Below are 21,025 nucleotides of genomic sequence, written 5' to 3'. Positions count from 1 at the left end.
GAGCGAGTTTAGCCAACTTGATGCTCGAGTATCCGCCGAGCTTCTCCTTAAATGAACTTGGAGCGAATAGACCAGTGGACCAGGCCACCCACAACAAGATCGTCTCGTTCATCTGGGGTATCGCGGACGATGTCCTGCGCGACTTGTTCAAGCGCGGAAAGTACCCGGATGTCATTCTGCCGATGTGTGTCATTCGGCGCATGGACGCCGTGCTCGAGCCGACCAAGGCGCGCGTGCTTGCCACACGGAACATGTTGGACGAAGCGGGCATCACTGAGCAGCGCGCGGCGCTCGCGGATGCAGCGGGACAGGCCTTCTACAACACGTCCAAGTTCACCCTGCGTGACCTGACCTCACGAGGAAGCCAACAGCAGCTCTTGTCGGACTTCGAGGACTACCTGAACGGCTTCTCGTCGAACGTTCAGGACATTCTCGAGAACTTCAAGTTCCGTAACCAGCTTCAGACACTCTCTCGCTCAGACTCGCTTGGCACGCTGATTTCCAAGTTCCTCGATCCATTAATCGACCTATCCCCTGCTGGCATCGACAATCATGCCATGGGTACGGTCTTTGAGGAGCTGGTTCGCAAGTTCAACGAAGAGAACAACGAGGAAGCCGGTGAGCACTGGACCCCGCGTGATGCGGTCCGGCTCATGGCGAACCTCGTGTTCCTGCCGATCGAGCACGAGATCAAGTCGGGCACCTACCTGCTGTACGATTGCGCCTGCGGCACCGGTGGCATGCTCACAGTCGCCGAGGAGACGCTGAGGTCAATTGCCGCTAAGCACGGCCAACAGGTCAAGAGCCTCCTGTACGGTCAGGAGATCAATCCCGAGACGTACGCAGTCTGCAAGGCCGACATGCTCCTCAAGGGCGAGGGCGAGAACGCGGATCACATCGTAGGCGGAGCGGAGTGGTCCACGCTCGCGCACGATGCATTCCCCGCGCAGGAGTTCGACTTCATGCTCGCCAACCCGCCCTACGGGAAGAGCTGGAAGAAGGACCTCGAGGCCATGGGCGGCAAAGACGGCATGCGCGATCCGCGCTTCAAGGTGATGCATCGGGGTGAGGAGCTGTCTCTGGTCACCCGGTCCAGCGACGGGCAGATGCTCTTCCTCGCCAACATGGCGTCGAAGATGAACGACACGTCGGCACTCGGCAGCCGCATCGCCGAAGTGCACAATGGCTCGTCGCTCTTCACCGGCGACGCGGGCCAGGGCGAAAGTAACATCCGCCGCTGGCTGATAGAGAACGATTGGCTCGAGGCCATTGTTGCGTTGCCGCTCAATCTCTTCTACAACACTGGCATCGCGACGTACATCTGGGTGCTGAGCAACCGCAAGCCGGCGCACCGCAAGGGACAGGTGCAGCTCATCGATGCCTCGCAGTGGTTCAAGCCGCTGCGCAAGAACCTCGGCAAGAAGAACTGCGAGCTTTCGCCAGACGATGTCGCGCGCATCAACCAGACGTTTCTTGAATTCAACGAGACACCCGAATCAAAGATCTTCCCCAATGAAGCGTTCGGCTACTGGAAGGTCACCGTGGAGCGTCCGCTGCGGCTGCACAGTCGCCTCACCCCCGGCGCGATCGAGTCGCTGCGCGTTGCGTCAGGCGACGAGGAGATTCGCTCGGTGCTGTACGAAGAGTTCGGTAACGCGCTGGTGACCGACTTCGCGCGGCTCTCGACGGCGCTTGAACAGCGGCTGGCTGAGTGGGGATCCGATGAAGACGACGCGGATGACGAGGAGGGCGGCGGCAGCAAGAAGGGTCTGCCCGAGAAGAAGCGCAAGAAGCTGCTCGACGCCAAGTCGTGGGAGCGCGACGCGCGGTTGGTGGAAGTCGCGACGATGCTACGTGACGCCCTTGGCGATGCGCTGTACGAAGACCACAACGTCTTTCGCGATCGCGTGAACGTGGCGCTGACCAAGGCGAAGATCAAGCTGTCGGCCCCAGAACTCAAACTGATTCTCAAAGCCGTGAGCTGGCGTGAGGAAAGCGCCCCGCCGGTGATCGCCAAGGTGCACAAGCTGGGCAAGGTGAAACCCCATCCACTGCGCGGATTTTACGAAGTCACCGTAAACAACAAAGCGGCGGTGGTGGAGTTTGAGCCCGACGCCGATCTGCGCGACACCGAGCAAGTGCCACTGCTGGAGGAGGGCGGCATCGAGGTGTTCGTTCGCCGCGAGGTGCTTCCGTACACAGCTGATGCGTGGATCAAGGAGGACGCCACCAAGATTGGCTACGAGGTGAGCTTTACTCGGCACTTCTACAAGCCGCAGCCGCTGCGGACGCTCGAGGAGATCAGCGCGGACATCATGGCAATTGAGAAGGAGGCAGAAGGTCTGCTGGCAGGAATCACTGCGGGAGTAAAGATATGACTGTTGGGGAACTCAAGGAGCACCTGAAATCCGGCGGGCAGGTACTGAAGACTCGAGACGATCACGGGCCGGTCTTCCTGAATCGCACTGTGGAATCCACTGGACCCGATTTGTTCACCTTGCCCGCAGGCGCGCAGTGTTCTTGGGCAAAGTCCGCGGAGACATTCGGACCCGAGAGGCTGCGTCCGCGAATCGAGCCTTGGCTGACGGCCCTGGTGCAATCCGAGCACCTATCGTTGCTTGTTGGCTCTGGTCTCACGCACGCGGTCCACTGGCTCGGGACTGGCGCGGGTCTTCCGGGAATGAGCGGCGTCACTTTCCAGACGCTGGACGATGAGATAGCAGGCGAAGTGACCCGTGCCGCTAGCGCCGCAGGGCGCGAAAATGGGAACTTCGAGGATCAGATTCGGGTCGCGAACGAATTGCTTCGTGGCCTAGAGATACTGGCGGCGCCGAAGGAGAATGACTCTGAGCAGAAGAATCAAGCTTCAGCTCTGCGAAGTGACCTGGAGGGCATCCTCAAGTCGTTCGCCATGTCAATCCTTCAGGGCGAACGAAGCCTAGCGGAAGCCGAGGCAACAAAGCGTGAAGACGCATTCAACTACCTCACCAGCTTCTTGTTGAGCTTTGCGAGTCGTGCTGGCACCCGCGAGCGATTGCAGCTATTCACCACCAACTACGATCGGTTTATCGAGGCCGGTGCGGACGTGGCGGGCCTACGTCTCATCGACCGCTTCGTAGGCACCCTGGCCCCCGTGTTCCGCGCGTCGCGCCTCGACGTGGACCTACACTACAACCCGCCCGGCATCCGCGGGGAGCCCCGCTACCTAGAAGGCGTCGCGAGGTTCACCAAGCTCCACGGTTCGGTCGACTGGCTCGCGAGCGATGGCGCCATCCGTCGGATCGGCCTGCCCTTTGGCGCTGAGGACATCAGGCCCTTCGTGGCGGCACCTGGCCTCACCGGCGTCGATGCCTCAGCGCTGATGATTTACCCCAACGCCGCCAAGGACCGCGAGACGACGGCGTTCCCCTACGTCGAATTGTTTAGGGACTTTGCTGCTTCAATCTGCCGTCCGAATAGCACCGTAGTCTGCTACGGCTACAGCTTTGGCGACGAGCACATCAATCGCGTAATTGAGGACATGTTGACGATCCCGTCAGCGCACCTGGTTGTCATCGCCCACGGTGATCCGCTAGGCCGCATCATGCGCACGTACGAGCGATTGGGCAGGCACGCTCAGGTCACGCTACTTATCGGTAACCATTTGGGTGACTTGCAGGCGCTTGTTGATCACTACCTACCGAAGCCTGCGATTGATCGCACGACCTTTCGGATGGCGGAGCTGCTCAAGGCGCGCTGGGGCACAGAACCGCGGCCTGCCACCGAATCTGAAGTCCCGCCCGCCAGCGGTGAGGGCTCGACATAATGAGCCAAGCGCCGTTCGAGCAAGCTGGCAGCCTTCGTGTTGGTGCGGTGGACTTCGTCTCGCCGGACGAAATCAAGGTCGCCTTGGATATTGAGGCGCCTGAGTCGGTCGCGTTAAATGCTGGAGGTCCACGACCGTTTCCTAGGGTCAACGGTTACCTCTTGGTTCCGGTCGATGACGCCTTCCTCGTTGGACAGGTTGAGTGGCTGACCGTCGAACGCTCGGCGTTTCCGAAGCGGCGCGGAATGCAGGACTTCGGTTTGGTGGATCTGCCCTTTCCGCTGCGCAGGTTGCGGCTCAACCCACTCGGTACGCTCCGCCGGCACACACAAAACGTAGGGTACGCCTTCCGCCGCGGCGCGGACGGTTTGCCCTCGATTGGCGCCGCCGTCCTTCTGCCTACTGACAACCAGCTTCGCTCGATCGTCGAGTCCGGAGAACGACGCCGGGTGAAGATCGGTACCAGCCCGCTCGCTGGTGATGCCGTGGTGTCCATTGACCCCAATCGTCTATTTGGGCGGCACCTCGCCGTGCTGGGGAACACTGGAAGCGGCAAGTCCTGCTCGGTTGCTGGACTTATCCGCTGGAGCCTGGAGCAAGCAGCGCAGGAGCGTGCGCAAGCAGGTGCGGAAGGGCGACCGAACGCCCGGTTCATCGTGCTCGACCCGAACGGCGAGTATTCGCGTGCGTTCGGTGGTGACGATGCAATCAAGGCACGGATCTTCAAGGTGAACCCGAGCGAAGGTGAAAACGCATTGAAGGTGCCCTTGTGGTTCTGGAACAGCGCGGAGTGGTGCTCGTTCACTCAGGCGAGTTCGAAAACCCAGCGGCCGGCGCTAATGCACGCCCTTCGAGTTGTTCGTGACGGCCAGACCGAACCAACTGCGGATGCAAGTCACGACATGCGCCGGTTTCTCCGTACGCTGGTAACGACGATACGCATCGAGCAGAACTCCGGTGCGCCGTGGGGATCGTTCCCGAAACCCAAAGGCTTCTTCGAGAAGCTGGAAAAGTGGAAGAAGGGTTTGGAGCCGGAACTGAGCTCCTTCACGGGTGACCAGCACGCACGGCTAAATGCGCTGATCGACAAGCTTGAAGGTCTGTGCGTGCCTCGTCGGATTCAGTACGCACATCAGGATTTCACCAAGCCCGAAGTCCAAGAACTTCTCACGGCTACGAGCGAAGCTCATGCCGCATTCGGTGGGACAGCCAAGGATGTGATTCCGGCGGACGTGGACGCGCCCAGACCCTTCGAAGGCGCATCGTTGCTCCGTGGCGTCGAGGCGGCAGGTGAAATGCTAAACGTCTCCGAACACATCGAGACCCTCCTGGTCAGAATCCGTGCGCTTCTCACCGACACCCGGATGAAGCCAATTATGGGTGATGTGGGGGCGATGACGCTTCAGCAATGGTTGAATGGCTACATTGGCGACGACAACGCCGATGGCGGATGCGTATCAGTGATAGACCTGTCGCTTGTACCCACAGAAGTCGTGCACGTCGTTACCGCCGTCATCGCCCGAATGGTGTTCGAAGCATCGCAACGGTACGTAAAGCTGAATGGTGTCGCGCTACCCACCGTGCTAGTGATGGAAGAGGCGCATACCTTCATCAAGCGCTACAAGGAAGATGTCGAGAATCAGGACGCTGCCGGCATCTGCTGTCAGGTCTTCGAACGCATTGCCCGTGAGGGGCGTAAATTCGGACTCGGCTTGGTCCTATCGTCGCAGCGCCCCTCTGAGCTTTCGCCCACGGTGCTGTCTCAGTGCAACACGTTTCTGCTTCACCGAATTAGCAACGACCGCGACCAAGAGCTAGTGCAACGGCTCGTCCCTGACAATCTTCGCGGACTGCTCCGCGAATTGCCCTCGCTTCCCTCGCAAAACGCGATTCTACTCGGCTGGGCGTCAGAGCTGCCGGTGCTGGTCAAAATGAACGAGTTGCCCAAGTCGCAACAGCCTCGCTCCGACGACCCAGAGTTTTGGGGTGTGTGGATTGGTCAGGATGAGCACGGCAACGCTATCTCACGGGCAACAGGCTGGGAGAAGATCGCTACTGATTGGCAGGTGGGTCCGTCCGCCCAAAGTATAAGCTCCGTGGAGTTCGAGTCGTGATCGCGGACCTCAAGCCGTATCCTGAGTACCGCGCAGCCGAAGGAGGATGGCTTGGTGATGTGCCAGCACACTGGGGCGTTCGCCGCACAAAGTACTTGTTGCGAGAAACAGACCGTCGATCAACTACCGGCGAAGAGCAGCTTCTTCGCGTTTCGCAGTACACCGGCGTCACTCAGCGCAACAGCGCATATGGACCCGAAGGGATAGGCACGCGCGCTGATTCCCTCGTCGGCTACAAGTGTGTTGAACCCGATGACCTAGTCATCAACATCATGCTGGCGTGGAACGGAAGCATGGGTGTCTCGAGATACGCGGGAATATCCAGTCCGGCTTACTGCGTATACCGCTTAAATCCTGACGCACAGCCTTGGTACTACCACCATCTCCTGCGCTCGCCCGCGTACAAGGCACGGATAAAGGCGTCTTCGACCGGAGTTGTGGAAAGTCGCCTCAGGCTCTACTCCGACGACCTCGGACGTATCGAAGCGTTGGTGCCTCCCCCCGCCGAACAAGCCGCAATCGTGCGGTTCCTGGACTGGGTGAACGGGCGGCTGGAGCGGGCGATCCGGGCGAAGCGGATCGTGATCGCTCTGCTGGGCGAGCAGAAGCAGGCCATCATTCACCGCGCCGTTACCCGCGGCCTCGATCCCGCCGTGCCGCTAAAGCCCTCCGGCATCCCGTGGCTCGGGGAGATCCCGGCGCATTGGGAGGTGCGGCGAGCCAAGCAATTGTGCGCAGAGATCATCGACTGCAAGAACAGAACACCAGAGCTTATCGACGACGGCGAGTACATCGTCGTTCGTACAACGAACATTCGGAATGGTCGATTTAACCCAAAGGGGTCGTACGCTACAAACCGCGCAAATTTCTTGCTTTGGACGCAACGTGGCGCACCGCGACGGGGCGATGTCTTCTTTACTCGTGAAGCCCCAGTAGGAGAAGCTTGTCATGTCCCTGCTGCGCATAACCTATGCATGGGCCAACGAATGATGTTCTTCAGGCCGAACACGTCGGAACTCAACGCTTCGTTCCTGCTGCACAGCATCTATGGACCTCTTGTTCGGCGTTACATCGATATTGAGGCTAATGGAAGCACAGTCGGACACTTACGGCTCGGCCAGGTTACGGGGCTTCCGTTGCTGTGGTGTCCCCTTGAGGAGCAGGAACGCATTGTTAACTATATCGAATCGCAATCGCAGCCACTTGAGTACGCTACCTCCCGTCTAGAGCGCGAGATCGACCTCCTCCGCGAATACCGCACTCGCCTCGTCGCGGACGTCGTGACCGGCAAGCTCGACGTGCGTGAGGCCGCAGCGCGTCTGCCCTTCGAAGCTTCACTCGACATCATCGAGCACGATAACGATCCGGTCGACGCCGCCGACATCACCGATGAAGAGATGATCGTCGCATGAACCCCAACGATCTCAGCACCCTCGTCGACCGGTTGCGTGCGCTCCCCACTGAAACCGAGTGGCTGGAGTTCAAGCGCAACAACACCGACCCGCAACAGATCGGCGAGTACCTCTCGGCGTTGGCGAATGAGGCAGGATTGTGCAATCAGCCGCGTGGCTATCTGGTGTTCGGTATCGACGATGCAACGCACGACGTCGTGGGTACGTCGTTCGATCCGTATGCAGCGAAGGCCAAAGGCAACCAAGGCCTTCTGCCTTGGCTCGGTGCACTACTTGAGCCGAATCCTGGAATCGACGTACATCTCGTTGATCATCCGGACGGTCGGGTCGTGATGCTCGCCGTTGGCCCCGCACGGGACCGGCCCTGCACGTTTGCGGGTGTTGCCTACTGCCGTGTTGGGAACAGCAAGACGGAACTGGTCAAACACCCGGCCAAGGAGCGTGCCCTGTGGACACGCGGCAGCGATTGGTCTGCTGAAACGTGTCACCGTGCCACGCTGGCCGATCTTAATCCCGAAGCGATTGCCAAGGCGCGGGAGCAGTTCCTCGTCAAGCATCCGTCGCAGTCCGGCGAACTGGCGCAGTGGGATGACCTGACGTTTCTGAACAAGGCGCGATTGCTGAAGCAGGGCGAGGTGACCAACGCGGCGCTAGTTCTGCTCGGCCGCGCCGAGTCAGCCACGCTGCTTACACCGGCCGTCGCAAAGGTCTCGTGGCTGCTCAAGGACGCGGAGAATCGCGAACTGGATTACGAGCATTTCGCGCCGCCATTCCTGCTGGTGGGTGACCGGCTTCTGAAACGTTTGCGCAATCTCACCGTGCGTGCACTGCCGAGCGGTACACTCTTTCCGCAGGAGCTCACCCAGTACGACCCATGGGTGATCCGTGAGGCCTTGCACAACAGCATCGCGCATCAGGACTATCGACGTCATGCGCGGATCGCGGTGGTCGAGTTCCCCGATCGCGTGCTGATCACCAACATCGGAGAGTTTCTGCCAGGGAGCGTGCAGACGGTGATCGAGCAGGATGCGCCGCAGTTGTTGTATCGCAATCCGTTCCTTGCCGATGCGATGGTGGAGCTCAACCTGATCGACACGCAGGGCGGTGGCATCAAGCGCATGTTCGAGACGCAACGTCGGCGCTCGTTTCCGCTGCCCGACTATGATCTCGATCAGCCTGGGCAGGTCAGCGTGAGCATTCCTGGTCAGATTCTCGACGAGCGCTACACACGCCTGCTCATGGAGCAGTCTAGTTTGTCGCTGCCGCAGGTGCTGCTGCTTGATCGGATTCAGAAGGGCCGGCGGATCACGCGCGAAGATCACAAGCGACTCAAGTCGGCGGGCTTGGTGGAGGGCCGCTATCCGAGCGTCATGGTGTCCGGCACCATGGCCAAGGCCACCGGCGACGTGGCGCGGCATATCCGTGAGCGCGGCTTCGACAAGCAGTGGTATCTGGACATGATCCTGGCCCTCATCCAGGAGCACGGTCCGGTCGCGCGCCAGCACGTCGACGAGCTCTTGCTGCCCAAACTGCCAGACCGGATGTCCGACGTGCAGAAACGGCGCAAGGTCCACAACCTGCTGCAGGAGCTGCGGAATGCCGAAAAGATTGTCAACCAAGGCACCCGAACAAAGTCGAAATGGGTGAGCAAGAAGCCCATCTCGACAGCACCGAAGCGTGCATGATCAAGCAAAGCGAGTGTCTATCCAGCGTGGTAGTTCATGATCGAGCTAAAGCGCAAGCGGATGTCAATCAACGGTTTAGCGCTTTGCTAGCTTTGGATAGTTGCCGGCGGTTTAGCAAAGGTTTTAGCAAAGGGTTTAGCAAAGGGGGTGACGGTCACTGCTCTGACCGTCGGTCGACTCCGCCAAACCGGCCGTCGACGTGCTGATACGAAATTTACTTGATGGGTACTTGATCGCCGTGCGTCTCATTGATGAGCGCGCCATAACTAAGTCATTCACTGGTAATGTTTTACCGATTTCTGCTTTGATTGATGGTTGCTTGATGGCTAAACCTCAGGGCGCCTTTGGGGATGACACATGACCACCGACATCAGCGAAAGGGGACTCGAGTCCATCATCGTCCGGCATATGACCGGCACCACCGGCCTCGCCGTAGCGCCGAACCGCGTGGCTGAACGCCCGCCGGCATACGGTGGCACCGGTTACACCGCCGGCAGCCCGCAGGACTTCGACCGCGCGCACGCGCTCGACGTGGCCCAGCTCTTCGCATTCCTGAGCGCCACTCAGCCCGATAGGTTCGCCAAGCTCGAGATAGTCAGCGCCAACGGCGCGAAGGACATCAACCGCCTCAAGTTCCTCGCTCGCCTCTCGAGCGAGATTGGCAAACGCGGCGTGATCGATGTGCTGCGGAAGGGCGTTGACCACGGCCCGCTGCACTTTGAGTTGTTCTACGGCACGCCTTCGGCGGGTAACGACAAGGCCGAAGCGTTGCACTCGGCGAATCGCTTCTCGATCACGCGCCAGCTTGCCTATAGCATCCACGAAACACGTCGCGCACTCGATTTGGGGCTATTCATCAACGGCTTGCCCATCGCCACCTTCGAGCTGAAGAACAGCCTCACCAAGCAGACCGTCGCCGACGCGGTGGAACAGTATAAGCGCGACCGTGACCCTCGTGAACGGATTTTCGAGTTCGGGCGCTGCGTGGTGCACTTCGCGGTGGACGACGCCGAGGTGCGCATGTGCACCGAGTTACGAGGGAAGGGCTCCTGGTTCCTGCCCTTCAACACGGGACACAACGATGGCGGAGGCAACCCGCCAAATCCGTACGGCCTCAAGACCGAGTACCTGTGGAAAGAGGTCCTCACGCCGGCGGGGCTGACAAACATTCTCGAGAACTATGCGCAGATCGTCGAGGAGAAGAACCCCAAGACTGGCAAGAAGAAGCGCAGCCAGGTGTGGCCGCGATTCCACCAGCTCCGGCTCGTACGGGAGGCGCTGGCAGACGTGCGCGAACATGGCGCCGGCAAGCGCTACTTGATTCAGCACTCGGCGGGGAGCGGCAAGTCGAATTCCATCGCGTGGCTGGCGCACCAGCTCATTGGGCTCAAGCGCGATGACAAAGCGGTGTTCGACTCGGTCATCGTAGTTACTGACCGGCGCATCCTCGACAGCCAGATTCAGGCGACCATCAAGCAATTCATGCAGGTGGGTGCCACCGTTGGTCATGCCGAGCGCTCAGGTGACCTGCGCAAGTTCATCGAACAGGGGAAGAAGATCATCGTTTCGACGGTGCAGAAGTTCCCGGTCATCATGAACGAAGTCGAGACAGAGAGCGAAAAGGCGTTCGCGATTGTCATCGACGAAGCGCATTCAAGTCAGGGAGGGAAGACCTCCGCGGCGATGAGCCAGACGCTTGGTCGTGCTGGTCACGATGCAGATGAGAACGAGGAAGAAGCATCTGACCCGGAGGACACGGTCAACGCCGCGCTCGAGAAGCGTATGGCCGCGCGAAAAATGCTGACGAACGCCAGCTACTTCGCGTTCACGGCTACACCCAAGAACAAAACGTTGGAAATGTTCGGCGAGGCGCTGCCCGCCGACGGTGAAGGCAAGGTCAAGCACCGTCCCTTCCACATTTACACGATGAAGCAGGCGGTCGAGGAGGGCTTCATCCTTGACGTGCTCAAGGCGTACACGCCGGTGGCCAGCTACTACAAGCTGGTGGCGAAGACCGAGAACGATCCGGAATTCGACACCAAGCGGGCGAAGAAGAAATTGCGCAAGTACGTGGAGAGCCACGATCACGCAATTCGGCTGAAAGCCGAGATCATGGTAGACCACTTCCACGAGCAGGTGATTACTGCTGGCAAGATCGGCGGGCAGGCTCGGGCGATGGTGATCTGCAGCAGTATCGAGCGGGCCATCCAGTACTTCGATGCTTTCAACGCGTACCTTGCAGAGCGCAAGAGCCCGTACAAAGCCATCGTTGCCTTCTCGGGAGAGCACGACTTCGGCAGCGGCAAGGTGAGCGAATCGTCGCTCAATGGATTCGCAAGCGGCGATATTGCTGCGAGGATCCAGGTCGACCCGTATCGCTTCCTCATCTGCGCCGACAAGTTCCAAACTGGATACGATGAGCCACTCTTGCACACGATGTACGTGGATAAGCCGCTCTCGGGGATCAAGGCTGTGCAGACACTGTCCCGTCTCAATCGCGCGCACCCTCAGAAGCACGACTGCTTCGTCCTCGACTTCCAGAACAATAGCGAAGCGATCACGTTCGCTTTTCAGGACTATTATCGCACGACGCTGTTGGCCGACGAGACAGACCCGAACAAGCTACACGACCTCAAGACGGCACTGGATGCGTCGCAAGTGTATGCGCCCGATCAGGTGCAGAAGCTCGCTGAGCTGTTCCTCGCTGGCGCGGACCGTGACAAGCTCGACCCGATTCTTGATGCGTGCGTGGCCGTCTATGTTGGGCAGCTTGATGAAGAGGCGCAGGTGGCGTTCAAGGGAAAGGCCAAGGTGCTCTGTCGCACCTACGCGTTTCTCTCGTCGGTGATTCCTTACAGCAACGTCGAGTGGGAGAAGCTGTCGATCTTCCTCGATCTTCTCACGCCCAAATTGCCAGCGCCGAGGGAAGAGGACCTTGCCAAAGGAATTCTCGAGGCAATCGACATGGACAGCTACCGCGTCGAGAAGAAGGCGGTAATGAAGATCGCCCTAGAGGACAAGAACGCGGAAATCGCTCCCGTTCCCGCTACGGCGGGCGGCTTTATCCCAGAGCCCGAGTTGGATAGACTCAGCATCATTCTGAAGTCGTTCAACGAGCAATTCTCAACGTTGTTCACCGATACCGATCGCGTGGCGAAGCGCATCCGTGAAGACATCGCTCCGAAGGTTGCCGCCGATGCGGCCTACCAGAACGCGCGCGAGAACACTCCACATACCGCACGCATGGCGCATGATCAGGCACTCGGGCGCGTCATGCAGCACCTGCTGAAGGATGACACGCTGGTCTACAAGCTGTACGTGGAAAACGAGTCGTTCAAGCGGTTCGTGGGTGATATGGTGTATGAGATGACGAGTCCGCTGTAGGGCCATGATCCGGAGGGCGCCGATGAACGGGAAGCCGAACGAAAAGAGACGGCGACAGAAGCAAAGGGCGGCGGAGCGGCGTCAAGCGTCGAACCAGAAAGCCAAAGAGCAGGTATCGGATGAGCAGCATGCTCACGCTTTTCGGCGCCGTCAGAGTCTTCGAAAGGAATGCCATATTGCGCTGCCGATCGACATCGCCCGGCGGGAGCTCGCCGAGCCCGCTTTCGTCGATCTGCTTCGTCTCACAAAGCTTACCAACAGCCTTCTCTTCCTTGTGAACGCGGTGATCGATCCTATCGGAGATGATGACAGCGTATCTGTACGACGTCGCATTACCGGTGGACTGCTCATCGGCGCAATGACGTGTGAGACGCTGAAGGTGGCAGCGGATGTGGTAAAGCACGAGCAGTTCGCGAAGTACAGCATGGCGCTCCAGGCCATTCTTGAACATCCGCTAACAGCCAGCGTCAAGTCGGGCTATTTCGCTCGGGCGCGAGATAAAACCGCGTTTCACGCAGACAAGGCAGTAATGAAAACGGCGCTCGCGGGTCTCAACCTCCCCATGGCGATTCTCGAGCATGTGAGCGGCTGGAACACGCTGAACACCTATTATCCTACGGCAGATCTCCTCGCATATCTGCACATCTTGGGCGACGACCTTCCGAGCGACGACGAGATCACTTCATTCTGCTCAACTGTCAAATCTCAGATTCGAAGATTGCAGCCTGATGATTTCGAGGAGCCCTTCGATAACGCGGTTCGTCGCGCTGTCGAAGTCACGGTCCAGGTATCTGGCGCGCTTTGCGCAGCGATTAGTGAGCTCACTGTGCAAGCGCACCAGCATATCGGGGGAGCGCTCAACGCGGGCCCGCCAAAGGTGGCCGTCCACTAGACCGCGCTGCTTTCTACGGTTGCGGTGCGTGTCGTCGACTTTAAGGCAGCGCCTGCCTGCACACGTTCTTGCCGGTTGCAACCACATTGCCCGGGCTCGGGCCGGATTCCGCCGGAATCGGTGACGGGACTCGACGGCTTTTGCGCGAGGTCTCGATGCGAATGCCAACGCAGTCCGGGCACTCGTGCCGTTGGTCTCGCGTAACGGATGACGTTTACGATGGCGTGATGAAAGCGCGCCGCGATCTCGTCGGGAGCGTAGACGTCAGGTGCGATCCGTAGCTGTGGGTCGTCGAGTCGTTCGCGGAGTTCGACCCGAATGCTGGGCCACTGTACACCGATGTTCTTTTGGTGCGGCGTAGCTCCCCGGTCAATCGCCACCCCTGGCCGAACATACGACGATGGAGGCCAAGCAGGAAAATTGCTGGTCAGTACACGCTCAAGCTGCGTTCGAAGCGCGTGGCGCCTGGCGCATGCGCTCCCTGTGCGGATGCGGTCGGCAAGCGGTTTGTATTGTCAGCCACCGCTCGTCCGCCCGCTTTCCGTACGCCGATCCCACGAGCTATCCCACAGGTCGCGCGGCCATTCTGCCAGCAACCGCCGCGCGACTACCTTCTGTTGCGCCGTCGTCTCTTCGTGTGCTACGGTCTGCGCCTCGAGCGACATGGAGTGCCCCGCGCGGCCGACCAACGCGCCCGCAATCAGCTCGGCCCGCGCCTTCACGGCGCGCTCGAGCGAGCCTGCCCTCGGCACGATCGCGTACACGACATCGCAGTCCAGCGCGTGCGCGGCACGACGCAACGCATCGAGGGTGATCCCACCGTCGACCTCTCGCTGCTCTATCTTCGCGAGGGAGGTTCGATTGATGCCGAGCCGGTCGGCCAACTGCGCCACGCTCATCCCGATCGCCTGACGCACGGCACTGATCCACCCACCCGCGGGCGGCCGTTCCTGCGCCACTCTGCGCCAGCGAGCGAGTTGAGCCTCGGTCTGGCGGAGTTGGAGCCACTGGGTGTCGGCGCGTGCGGACATCGTCTACCTCGAATTGTGATGCAGTATAGTACTGCAAATACAACACGAATGACACCCTATAGGGTTACAGAATGTCACCGGCAAGCCGTCCGGCCCGCGCCGGTATCACGCGTTGGAGCAGTACGCCGCGCGGCACGAAATCCCACCCCCACCACTCGCGTTCCCCCGTCGCCGCGCGCACTATGCGGGATCCCCGCTCCCACCACGACCCACTCGTCCCCACCCATGCCCTCCACCATCCGGCGCTCGGCAGCCCTCGCCGCCGTCGTCACCGCCCTCGGCCTCGCCGCAAGCACACCAGCGCAGGCCCAGCGCCCAACGACCTTCCCCACCGACGACGCGGCCATCAAGCGCATCTGGCAGATCGGCATGGACTCGTCCCGCGTCGAGGCCCTCGGCCAGGCACTCCTCGACTCCATCGGTCCGCGCTTAACGGGAAGTCCGGGGATGCTAGCAGCCAGCGACTGGGCCATCGCCCAGTACAAGTCGTGGGGCATCGACGCCAAGCGTGAGAACTACGGCACCTGGCGGGGATGGCGGCGCGGCGTGTCGCACATCGATCTCGTGGCACCGCGCACGCGCTCGCTGGAAGGCACGATGCTGGCCTGGAGCCCGGGCACGAAGGGCAAGCCGGTGAAGGCGGAGGCCATCATCCTCCCCAAGTTCAAGGACAGCACGGAATTCGTGGCGTGGTTGCCGAAGGCGCGTGGAAAGATCGTGATGCTGTCGCCGTCGTTCCCGACCTGCCGCCCCAGTGAAGATTGGGTGCGCTTCGCGACGCCGGAGTCGAAGGCGCGCATGGACACGCTGGTGTCGCGCACGCAGCAGGATTGGTCGGTGATGACGGGCGCCAATGGCCAACCCGACAGCACGAAGCTCTATCGCGGCACGGGCTATGGCATGGGGCTCGGCACGGGCACGCTCGGCATGCGTCTCGAGAAGGCGGGCGTGGTGGGCATGATCACGTCACGCAACAAGCTCTCGGGATTCGCGAATCCGTTCGCCGCGCAGAACGCGGGCGGTGGTCGTGGCCCTGGTGGCCCCGGTGGCCCTGGTGGTCGGCCGAGTGTGGGCGCGAGTGATCGTGGTGGTGGACCGGCGTCGAGCCTCGCCGCGGCCGCAGCGGGACGCGGTGGTTTCGGCGGCGGTGGTGCAGGCGGCGCCGGTGGCTGGGGCGTGATCGAAGTCTTCGAGACGTACAACACGACGGCGCCGGCGGTGGGTTTGACCTGCGAGGATTATTCGCTGGTGTATCGCCTGGCCGAGAACAATCAGAAGCCGATGGTGACGCTCGATCTCGACGCGGCACTGCTCGGCGAGCAGCCGGCGTTCAACACGATCGCGATGATCAAGGGCAGCGAGAAGCCCGATGAATACGTGATGCTGTCGGCGCACTTCGATTCGTGGGACGGCTCCAGCGGCGCCACCGACAACGGCACGGGCACGCTGATGGCCATGGAAGCGATGCGCATCTTGAAGAAGGCGTATCCGAATCCGAAGCGCACGATCATGGTGGGTCACTGGGCCAGCGAAGAGCAGGGTCTGAACGGCTCCACCGCGTTCACGGAAGATCATCCGGAAGTGATGAAGGGGCTGCAGGGGCTCTTCAATCAGGACAACGGCACGGGACGCGTGCAGTCGCTGTCGAGCTCAGGGCTCACCGACATCGGCCGTCACCTGAAGCAGTGGTACACGCAGTTGCCGGGCTTCTTCACCGACAGCCTGAGCGCGAACGTGGTGTCGTGGAGCTTCAACGACGTACCAACGGGCAACCCTGGCGGCACCGACGGCGCCGTGTTCGCCTGCTTCGGCACGCCAAGCTTCGGCATGGGTGCGGTAGGCTGGAACTACGGCACGTACACGTGGCACACGAACCGCGACACGTACGACAAAATCGTGTTCGACGATGTGAAGCACAACGCGACGCTGGCCGCGCTGATGGTGTACCTGGCGAGTGAAGACCCGGAGTTCATCAAGCGCGATCGCTCACCGGGCACGTGGCCGGCGAACTGGCCGGCGAATTGTGGGAAGGTGCCGCGGAAGACGCGGCCGCGCTACTAAAGGGATAACTGCTGAGTAAGGGGTAGGGAGTACGGAGTACGGAGACGGCCCGCGAGATCGATGTGATCTCGCGGGCCGTTTTGCGTCATTGACTTCGTTATCTGGCTCATCGAAGCGGGTGCCCGGGCAGGCGCCGTCGCCGCACTTGATCGAAGGTCAGGAGGACTCGGCCTTCACGCCGCGCGCGAGCCAGCACCTCTCGGTCGCTCGCCCCCGGTGCGTCCTCCGTCGCAGCAGCCACGTCCATTCCTGCCGTTCGGAGGGCGAAGATGGAAGGGAGTGGCACATTTTCGTCGGCGAGGAGGCGCATGACTGTTAGGCTGCGCCGCGATTCACCAGATGGATAGCCTCGTCGTGCGTGACTTCGGCCGCGTAGGCGAACACGGCTCGGAGCGCCTCGGGTGTGAGCTGCGGGTAGCTCGACAACACTTGCTCCTGAGTCCAGCCGGCGGCAAAAAGACCAAGCAGGAAATCGGCAGCAAGCCGCGTTCCGCGGACAACCGGCTTGCCCGCCAGAACGCTGGTGTCTGTCGTGATGAAGTCTTGCCAGGTCATCGCCAAGCTCCGTTCGGGTTACCAGAAATGTAGCAGCATCAGTTTATCCTGCGGCCACGCCTCACAGCCCCAGCTCCCGCCGGATCGCCGCGATGTCCATCCCCATGCCAGCGCCCATGCCCGGCAGCGGGCGTCGCAACCCCATGTCTTTGAGCAGGGCGACGACGATGTCGTGATGCGCCCAGCCGCACGATATGCATAGAAGATCAGCCCTTTCTATGCATATCCCGCCATCGTGTATAGAAAACGGCGATCTACGGGGCCTTCGCGGCCGAGTCCGGGAACACGAAGATCGCGATAGCCCGTCCCTTTCGCTGCGTGCCGGTGCCGAATACGGCGGCGGCGACCTTGGCCCCGGCGCCGGCCTCCTTGATGTCGTCGAGAATGACCCCGTTGGCGCCGAGGCTCGCGGCCTTCTTGCGCATCGACTCCATCATCTTCTGCTCGTTTGTCCAGTTGGATTCACCGGTCGAGTTGAGCAGGGCGACTTCTTCGTACTTACCAGTGACCTGCGCCGCCGTGCGGAAAATGCGGACCTGATTCTCAGCGATGGGCGCGCGGCCGGACGGCGTGGGATTGAGCAGCGTGGCGTTGGTGGATACACAGGCTATGGTGGTCGACGCGAGGACCACGAGCAGCAATTGCTTCACAGCACGTCTCCTGATTGGGGAATACTGAATACTGGTATTGGGATCTGACAGACGGGCGGAACCGCGACGGCGTCACCGCGACGGGAGCTCCGGGCTCCCTCTTGAGGCATCACCCCAGTAGCACCAGGATGTTCCGGGCCACGGAACCAATCGTCGCTAAGCCCAAGCGCGCGGCACGTGCGTAGGCCGGACGTCGTCGGCATTCATTTGATGACGCCCTTGGCCGTGAGAGGACCCATCGTGCGGAATGCCACTGAATATCTTCCACGTAGTAACGCATTGCGTGATTAACGCATCGCGTTATTATTCACAATGATCCGGTCGTTCCGCGACACGGAGACGGCTGCCTTGGCCAGCGGGCAGCGCGTTCATCGGTGGATGTTCGTCGAGCGCGTCGCGCTTCGCAAACTCCGACAACTTGACGTCGCCATGCGTCTATCCGACTTGCGCGTGCCTCCGGGGAATCGGTTGGAGGCGTTGAAAGGCGATCGGGTCGGTCAGCACAGCATCAGGATCAACGACCAGTATCGACTGTGCTTCCGGTGGACGTCCGCCGGGGCGGAGGATGTCGAGATCGTAGACTATCACTGAGAGGCTCGCGCCATGACGCGTAAACTCAAGCCGGTCACGCCGGGCGAGCTCCTGTGGGAGGAGTTCCTCCTACCGCTCGGAATCACCAAGTATCGCGTGGCCAAGGAGATAGGCGTGCCCGCGCAACGCATCGGTGAGATCGTGGCGGGGCGACGCGCTATTACGGCCGACACGGATCTTCGTCTCTGTCGCTTCTTCGGGCTCTCGAACGGCTATTGGCTCCGTGCGCAGGCGGCACATGACACCGAGATCGCCGCCAAGGCGATCGCAGCCGAGCTCAAACGGATCAAGCCGTGGACGGGAAGCGCCGCGTAGGCTGACGCGTCGCGCCTCGTCCGCTGCGACTACGCGACAGGTCGCTCGATCGCCATCTGCGGGGCGTGCAGTTCAAGCTTTGCCAGATCGACGGTGTTGCTGGCCTGATCGATATCGATGCCGACGACACGCCCCTCGGCGTCGTAGTCGACCACGACTCCGGCCGAGACCTCTCGGCTTTCCACGCTCGCCCGGTCGATCAAGTCGATATAGAGCGAGTCCGTCTTGGGATAGTAGTTGAGCTTCATGGAACGAATCCGCGATCGGGGAACGCGTTGTGGATGGTTTGGCAATCCTTCAGCACTACTACCCGGAGATAACGACCGTCCAGATCGACAACGCTTCCCCAGAATCAATAGCGCCGAATTCGTCGTGCATTCCGCACCACGCACGACACTCCCGAATGTTGTGTCATCAATTTGCCGCCTCCGGCACGTTAGGCTCGCACTTGCATTTGACTCATCGCTATGAGTAGCATAGACTCATCGTATGACTCAACGCCTGCAGGTCCTCCTCGAGGATGACGAGTTCGCCGAGATTCGCCGGGTCGCCCAGCGCGAGCGGATGACGGTGGCCGAATGGGTGCGCCAGGCGCTGCGGGCGGCACGCCAGGATGCTCCGGCGGCTGATCCGCGTCGGAAACTGTCGGTGGTTCGCGAGGCGGCGCAGGGCGCGTATCCGGTGGGCTCGCTGCCGAGTATGCTCACGGAAATCGAGTCCGGATATCTGCTGGACGGCGTGGACGAGTCTCCGGGCTCCGGCGCATGATCAGCCGGGAATTGCTCGAGCCGGAGAACACGGTCTTCATCGATTCGAACGTGCCGATGTATCTCATCGGGGCGCCGCATCCACACAAGGAGACCGTGCGGCGCATGCTGGAGGTCTCGATCACGCGTGGCGATCGGCTCGTGACGGACGCCGAGGTCTTTCAGGAAATTCTGCACCGCTATTTCGCCATTCGTCGACCAGATGCGATTCAAGCGGCGTTCGATGCGCTCCACGGTGTAGTGGACGAGATCTTTCCGGTCGAGCTGCCGGACGTGGAGCACGCGAAGACACTCATGCTCAGCGTGACGTCCTTATCGGCCCGTGATGCGGTGCATGCGGCGATCATGAAACGGCGCGGCGTGCGCCGTCTCATGAGTCTCGATGCCGGCTTCGACGCGCTCCCGTGGGTGGAGCGCATCGGTCGCTAACGCAGGCCTACGCGGTCTTCACGGCGCGCCCACTCATGGCCGTCCGCAGGCCGACGTACAGCAGCAGCCCCACCGGCCCGAACATGAACGTCAACAGCATGCACGGCACCACCAGCAGGTGCTTGATGCCACGCTCGGCCGCGTCCATCACCATCCAGCAGCCGATGAAGAAGTCGAAGGCGAGATAGTGCACCCACCCCGCGAGGACCGCGCGGTCCTGCGTGAAGAGTGCCTTCACCTGCGCGAGTGATCCAAATCCCCCATCGGGGTTGGCTGGCGCGGTGGACAGAGCCCAGATGTACAGCACGGCCATCGCGAGCGGCACGACGAAGCGCAGCGTCGGTGCGGTGCGTTTGGGCTGAACCACCAGCACGATCCAACTCACGAGCGCGGTGGTGTTGGCGTATTGAAACAGCTGGGCGTCGGACATGGTCAACTCGTTGGCGGCGGTATCAGGGGATGGCCGGCGAGCGCTTGCACGAACGCGGCGATGAAGAGTGCGGCACAGGCCGACGAGGCGACGAGCATGATGGTGCGCTCTGCCCCATCGTTGGTGGCGGTGCGCAGGCGTCGAAGGCCGAGCAGGAGCAATGGCAGCAACTGCCAGGCGTGCATACCGATGAAGTGGGGAATCCGCAGATCGCCGTGCTCTCGGCTCCACTGCGTGAGTGGCAGGCCGGCTCCGCCATCCGGCGCGCCAACGGTGTGCGATCCCGCCACAAACGGTCGTTCATTCCGCTGCATGGCCGCAAACTGCTCCGCGCGCGGCTGTGTCATGGTCCAGCCGACACCGGCGCCCAGAATGTTGAGCGCCAGTCCCACGCGAAGCGCCAGCGCCAAGGTGCGGTCGGCGGCCGGTGTGCGCAGATGCTTCCAAAGCAGCACGACCGACATGATCCACACCGTGGCAATGCCGATCCCCATGCCGCTGTAGATCGCCGTATCGAGTGGCGTATCGATGTTGAAATGACTGGTGGTGCCGCGGGCGGCTTGCAGGGCGATCACCGACGTTTCAAGCGCCAGAATCCACGCCGTGAGCCAGGTGGCGGTCCGCACGGTGCGGGTGCGCGGCAGGTCGCGCATCATCCACGTCATCGTGACCAGATAGATCGCCCCCGACGCCCCGAACTTGGCGGGCTTGAGCCATGCCGGGGCGCCGGTGATCAGGCGGTCATCGACCACGAGCCCAATCAGCGCGACGCAGAGCAGCGCGGCGGAGACCATCGCCATCCGCATCATCACCGGCGACCAGCGGACCATCGTGTGATACTGCTCTCGTAGGCTCGGCATTCTCCCGGGGCGGAAGCGGTGTCGGAATTCCCGAACAGGTCGGT

The 21,025-nt window shown here is 61.3% G+C and carries 20 protein-coding genes; 12 read left to right on the top strand and 8 right to left on the bottom strand.

Annotated features, from left to right (window positions below; genetic code table 11):
• Window positions 1-74 precede the first annotated feature (74 nt).
• Genes HKW67_RS13935 through HKW67_RS13915 form a run of 5 tightly spaced genes read left to right on the top strand, consistent with a single transcriptional unit; the run spans window position 75 to window position 9,016 of the window.
• On the top strand, window positions 75-2,378 hold the full coding sequence (locus tag HKW67_RS13935; RefSeq protein ID WP_171227677.1) for a type I restriction-modification system subunit M: 2,304 nt from the start codon (window positions 75-77) through the stop codon (window positions 2,376-2,378).
• On the top strand, window positions 2,375-3,805 hold the full coding sequence (locus tag HKW67_RS13930) for an SIR2 family protein (RefSeq protein WP_171225956.1): 1,431 nt from the start codon (window positions 2,375-2,377) through the stop codon (window positions 3,803-3,805). The genes HKW67_RS13935 and HKW67_RS13930 overlap by 4 nt, the downstream gene beginning before the upstream one ends.
• Window positions 3,805-5,919 (top strand): ATP-binding protein, encoded by a 2,115-nt coding sequence (locus HKW67_RS13925; protein ID WP_171225955.1) that lies wholly within the window; start codon window positions 3,805-3,807, stop codon window positions 5,917-5,919. Before HKW67_RS13930 ends, HKW67_RS13925 begins: the two co-directional genes overlap by 1 nt.
• Entirely contained in the window at window positions 5,916-7,331 is a 1,416-nt protein-coding gene (locus tag HKW67_RS13920; protein ID WP_171225954.1) for a restriction endonuclease subunit S, read from the top strand. The genes HKW67_RS13925 and HKW67_RS13920 overlap by 4 nt, the downstream gene beginning before the upstream one ends.
• The gene (locus HKW67_RS13915; RefSeq protein ID WP_171225953.1) at window positions 7,328-9,016 is read left to right on the top strand and encodes an RNA-binding domain-containing protein; all 1,689 of its coding nucleotides are present in this window, start codon (window positions 7,328-7,330) and stop codon (window positions 9,014-9,016) included. Before HKW67_RS13920 ends, HKW67_RS13915 begins: the two co-directional genes overlap by 4 nt.
• A 333-nt stretch (window positions 9,017-9,349) precedes the next feature.
• Here the strand turns inward: HKW67_RS13915 and HKW67_RS22325 are convergent, their stop codons facing one another.
• Window positions 9,350-9,721, bottom strand: coding sequence for a hypothetical protein (locus HKW67_RS22325; protein WP_206044427.1), 372 nt, complete (start codon window positions 9,719-9,721; stop codon window positions 9,350-9,352).
• On the opposite strand from HKW67_RS22325, the gene HKW67_RS13910 reads away from it, so the two are divergent.
• Both HKW67_RS13910 and HKW67_RS13905 read left to right on the top strand, forming a co-directional pair.
• On the top strand, window positions 9,689-12,400 hold the full coding sequence (locus HKW67_RS13910; RefSeq protein ID WP_206044426.1) for a type I restriction endonuclease subunit R: 2,712 nt from the start codon (window positions 9,689-9,691) through the stop codon (window positions 12,398-12,400). The two genes, HKW67_RS22325 and HKW67_RS13910, sit on opposite strands and share 33 nt — an antisense overlap.
• 22 nt (window positions 12,401-12,422) lie before the next feature.
• Window positions 12,423-13,292: a hypothetical protein gene (locus HKW67_RS13905; protein WP_171225951.1), complete on the top strand. Its 870-nt coding sequence runs from the start codon at window positions 12,423-12,425 to the stop codon at window positions 13,290-13,292.
• Window positions 13,293-13,807: 515 nt separating this feature from the next.
• On the opposite strand, the gene HKW67_RS13900 is transcribed toward HKW67_RS13905, so the two are convergent.
• Window positions 13,808-14,323: a mobile mystery protein A gene (locus tag HKW67_RS13900; RefSeq protein ID WP_171225950.1), complete on the bottom strand. Its 516-nt coding sequence runs from the start codon at window positions 14,321-14,323 to the stop codon at window positions 13,808-13,810.
• A 225-nt stretch (window positions 14,324-14,548) separates the two neighbouring features.
• Here HKW67_RS13900 and HKW67_RS22445 point away from each other — a divergent pair, with 225 nt between their 5' ends.
• The gene (locus tag HKW67_RS22445) at window positions 14,549-16,384 is read left to right on the top strand and encodes a M20/M25/M40 family metallo-hydrolase (RefSeq protein WP_230981026.1); all 1,836 of its coding nucleotides are present in this window, start codon (window positions 14,549-14,551) and stop codon (window positions 16,382-16,384) included.
• A gap of 106 nt (window positions 16,385-16,490) precedes the next feature.
• Here HKW67_RS22445 and HKW67_RS22680 read toward each other — a convergent pair whose 3' ends face one another.
• The 3 genes from HKW67_RS22680 to HKW67_RS13880 all read right to left on the bottom strand — a co-directional run bounded on the left by HKW67_RS22680 (window position 16,491) and on the right by HKW67_RS13880 (window position 17,589).
• Window positions 16,491-16,694, bottom strand: a complete 204-nt coding sequence (locus tag HKW67_RS22680; protein WP_171225949.1) for a DUF5615 family PIN-like protein — start codon at window positions 16,692-16,694, stop codon at window positions 16,491-16,493.
• Between the two features lie 5 nt (window positions 16,695-16,699).
• Complete coding sequence (locus tag HKW67_RS13885; protein ID WP_171225948.1) at window positions 16,700-16,939, bottom strand: DUF433 domain-containing protein; 240 nt, start codon at window positions 16,937-16,939, stop codon at window positions 16,700-16,702.
• A 254-nt stretch (window positions 16,940-17,193) separates the two neighbouring features.
• On the bottom strand, window positions 17,194-17,589 hold the full coding sequence (locus tag HKW67_RS13880; RefSeq protein WP_171225947.1) for a hypothetical protein: 396 nt from the start codon (window positions 17,587-17,589) through the stop codon (window positions 17,194-17,196).
• 312 nt (window positions 17,590-17,901) lie between these two features.
• Here HKW67_RS13880 and HKW67_RS13875 point away from each other — a divergent pair, with 312 nt between their 5' ends.
• Together HKW67_RS13875 and HKW67_RS13870 are read left to right on the top strand one after the other, a co-directional pair.
• Window positions 17,902-18,180: a type II toxin-antitoxin system RelE/ParE family toxin gene (locus HKW67_RS13875; protein WP_171225946.1), complete on the top strand. Its 279-nt coding sequence runs from the start codon at window positions 17,902-17,904 to the stop codon at window positions 18,178-18,180.
• 12 nt (window positions 18,181-18,192) lie between these two features.
• Complete coding sequence (locus HKW67_RS13870) at window positions 18,193-18,495, top strand: HigA family addiction module antitoxin (protein WP_171225945.1); 303 nt, start codon at window positions 18,193-18,195, stop codon at window positions 18,493-18,495.
• A gap of 29 nt (window positions 18,496-18,524) precedes the next feature.
• Here HKW67_RS13870 and HKW67_RS13865 read toward each other — a convergent pair whose 3' ends face one another.
• Window positions 18,525-18,743, bottom strand: a complete 219-nt coding sequence (locus HKW67_RS13865; RefSeq protein WP_171225944.1) for a DUF2283 domain-containing protein — start codon at window positions 18,741-18,743, stop codon at window positions 18,525-18,527.
• 241 nt (window positions 18,744-18,984) lie between these two features.
• Between HKW67_RS13865 and HKW67_RS13860 the strand changes: the two genes are divergently transcribed.
• Both HKW67_RS13860 and HKW67_RS13855 read left to right on the top strand, forming a co-directional pair.
• Window positions 18,985-19,263, top strand: coding sequence for an antitoxin (locus HKW67_RS13860; RefSeq protein ID WP_171225943.1), 279 nt, complete (start codon window positions 18,985-18,987; stop codon window positions 19,261-19,263).
• Window positions 19,260-19,691: a type II toxin-antitoxin system VapC family toxin gene (locus HKW67_RS13855; RefSeq protein ID WP_171225942.1), complete on the top strand. Its 432-nt coding sequence runs from the start codon at window positions 19,260-19,262 to the stop codon at window positions 19,689-19,691. Before HKW67_RS13860 ends, HKW67_RS13855 begins: the two co-directional genes overlap by 4 nt.
• A 7-nt stretch (window positions 19,692-19,698) precedes the next feature.
• Here HKW67_RS13855 and HKW67_RS13850 read toward each other — a convergent pair whose 3' ends face one another.
• Window positions 19,699-20,121, bottom strand: coding sequence for an ABA4-like family protein (locus HKW67_RS13850; protein WP_171225941.1), 423 nt, complete (start codon window positions 20,119-20,121; stop codon window positions 19,699-19,701).
• Between the two features lie 2 nt (window positions 20,122-20,123).
• On the bottom strand, window positions 20,124-20,951 hold the full coding sequence (locus tag HKW67_RS13845) for a hypothetical protein (RefSeq protein WP_206044425.1): 828 nt from the start codon (window positions 20,949-20,951) through the stop codon (window positions 20,124-20,126).
• Between the last annotated feature and the right edge of the window lie 74 nt (window positions 20,952-21,025).

It is taken from the genome of Gemmatimonas groenlandica (assembly GCF_013004105.1).
GTDB lineage: Bacteria > Gemmatimonadota > Gemmatimonadetes > Gemmatimonadales > Gemmatimonadaceae > Gemmatimonas > Gemmatimonas groenlandica.
Note: the sequence above shows the minus strand (reverse complement) of the source record. Positions and strands in the feature narration are given on the sequence as shown.